This window comes from Pseudomonas sp. TMW22080 (assembly GCF_022496745.1).
GTDB classification, from domain to species: Bacteria; Pseudomonadota; Gammaproteobacteria; order Pseudomonadales; family Pseudomonadaceae; genus Aquipseudomonas; species Aquipseudomonas bubulae.
Genome location: NZ_SCFF01000011.1, coordinates 1 through 2,657 on the forward strand (window position 1 = coordinate 1; position 2,657 = coordinate 2,657).

A 2,657-nucleotide genomic window follows, 5' to 3' on the forward strand; every position below is an offset into this window, starting at 1 on the left:
CCCGACACGGACAAAATCACCCTTTGGCAATTCCCTGGGCCCGAACGGGCCCGGGGGATGCCACCCGGCGAGGGTGCTTTGCTGTCCTCCACGCGGTTATGGGATTCCATGCAAAGCTGGTGCGCATAAGGCTTGAACTCAATGGGAAAATTTCGGTACCACCACCGAGAGAGACCTATGAAAATTTCCATTGAGCTGAACCGCAGTGACCTTCAGGTCCTGGCTGCAATATTTCTTCTGATGCTCCCGGATTACGGGGCTTTGCGCGGAGTTGAGGCGGGCGGATCTCTGCTTTACTTGATACATAGAAACAATGTGCATGCAGATGCTATGCTCGGTCCCATCCAAATGGGGGCCGAACATGGCGCATAAAAAAACCCCTGGGAACTCTACCAACTTGGCGGGAGGGGAGTTCACAGGGGCCGACGAAGCTAAGCTTCTGGACGAGAGAATAACACGCTACGGCGTGGCTCACACAAGGTCTCAGGCGATGCTAGTGCATCTCCGAAAGGCACCGTCCAAAGCGTCTATCAAAACTGCTGCTGGCCTCGCCAGTTGTGGGAATTACTTGCACTTTCGGGAGTATCCCACCGTGGGCAAGGTACGACTGCACAACGCGACGTTCTGCAAGCAGCACCTGGTCTGCCCGCTGTGTGCTATCCGCCGCGGGGCCAAGGCCCTCGGGGCTTACCTGACGCGATGGCAGGTGATCCAAGCGGAACGACCGGATTTGCGCCCATATCTCTTGACCCTCACGGTCAAAAATGGCGATGCGTTGGAAGAAAGGCAGACTCACCTCAGCAAGTCATTGCGTAAGCTTTTGGACCGTCGCCGCAACTTCAATTCCGGTGTTCCGCGTGCTCCATGGACAGAGCTTTGCAAGGCAGAGGGAGCGGTCTACACCTTGGAGCTGACCAACAAGGGCAAGGGTTGGCATCCTCACTGCCACATGATCATTCTGGCGACCTCTATGCCATCACAAACAGACCTCAGCGCCGAGTGGCACAAGATCACTGGCGACAGTATGGTCGTGGATTGCAGGCCAATTCTGGGCGATCCCGTGGAGGGTTTCATGGAGGTGTTTAAGTACGCTGTGAAGTTCTCCGACTTGACCCTGGCTGACAACTGGCACGCGGCGCAGATCCTCAAGGGCAAGCGCTTGCTGAACAGTTTCGGCACGTTCCGTGGCGTCGATATTCCAGACTCACTGCTCGATGAGCCTCTCGATGGGCTCCCGTATCTGGATCGGTTCTATCGCTACCTGGACGATTCCTATCAGCCGGCAAGTTTTCGCGACTGACCCCGGTTCTATTGCCTTCCTATTGCCGGGCTAATAGGAAAAACAATAGAACCTGCAATAGAACGGCAAGAGCCAAAACCATAGAAACCAACAGCAAAGTGCCCTCACCCCTGCGGGGTTCAGTGGCCGCCCCTACGGGACGCCCAAACCTCCCGGGGGAGCGCCCCGGAAGGCCTTCAGGGTTCTGAATTGCTGCGCAATTCGCCACCCTCTTTCCTCCCCTGCGCCCTGGACGGGCTTGTCTCGAAAATTCACCCGCGTGCGCGTCCGGAAAAGCCGGACCAACCCGCTTTCTGAGACTTCACGACGCATCGGTACGGGACTTCGTCCCTCCCTCTGCTGCTTCGGCTCGAAACCAGGTTGGTCCGGTTTCACCTGACGCGCACGCAAGCGGTGCGGACTGATGCTTCGCACCCTGGTTTCGCCCTGAACGGGCTGCACCAGGGCAGAACGGAAAAATTTGGCCTGGGGGCCATTTTTCCTCACCCCCCTCGTGGGCTCGGGTGGTGTCTGTAAGTCTGTTTCCGCCGTCTTCGACGTCGGTTTATCAGAGCGGCTAAGGCCGCTCTGGAAGCAGCTTTCAGCTGCCCAAAGGCCACTGCGCTACCATGCGATTTTCGCCTGGAGCAGCCCTCATGCAGCGTCTCGCAAAACCTTCGGATTACGTCCTGCAGGACATCCTCGGTCGATCCATGTACGTCCTGCCCTGGGAGTCGATGCTTTGCCCAGGCAACCCAGCAGAGGATCCCGAAACAGGTGCAGCGGAATACAACGCGCACGCCCTTGTGAGGGCTCAGGAAGGCGATACAGGAGCGATTCACGACCCCGTAGGAGATTCAGTTGATTCGGCGTTAAAAACGCCTGGAGAGGCTTACAGAGCCTTGGCAAGTGATCTGGCGGAGGCCTTCCTGGGGAAATATCAGTTTTCCCTGGATGACCTGGAGCATTGGGACGAGGAAACCAAATCGATCCGTGGCGCCCTGACGTTCTGCAACGCTGCACTGCGCGAGCTGCCAGCTCGCCAGGTGATGGCCTTGAGGGTCAGAGCTGCCCACGCCTGACGCGCTGCGCTTGTCCCCTCGACCTCTGCACGGGAACAAGTTCCCGCACTCCGATCGAGGACAGTCTGTCCACCGTTGAACCTTCCCAGGTCAGGGGCCGCGACCCCGGCTCGTCGTGACTCGTTTCATCGTCGCGGCGAACGGAGTCCCGGGCGAAGCGAACCCTTGACCCGACACGGACAAAATCACCCTTTGGCAATTCCCTGGGCCCGAACGGGCCCGGGGGATGCCACCCGGCGAGGGTGCTTTGCTGTCCTCCACGCGGTTATGGGATTCCATGCAAAGCTGGTGCGCAT

The 2,657-nt window shown here is 58.4% G+C and carries 2 protein-coding genes; both read left to right on the forward strand.

The window, feature by feature from the left end; all coding sequences use genetic code 11:
* Positions 1 to 592: 592 nt before the first annotated feature.
* Positions 593 to 1,300, forward strand: a complete 708-nt coding sequence (locus EQV96_RS23225) for a protein rep (RefSeq protein ID WP_240882454.1) — start codon at positions 593 to 595, stop codon at positions 1,298 to 1,300.
* Between the two features lie 635 nt (positions 1,301 to 1,935).
* On the forward strand, positions 1,936 to 2,361 hold the full coding sequence (locus EQV96_RS23230) for a hypothetical protein (RefSeq protein ID WP_240882455.1): 426 nt from the start codon (positions 1,936 to 1,938) through the stop codon (positions 2,359 to 2,361).
* Positions 2,362 to 2,657: the final 296 nt, after the last annotated feature.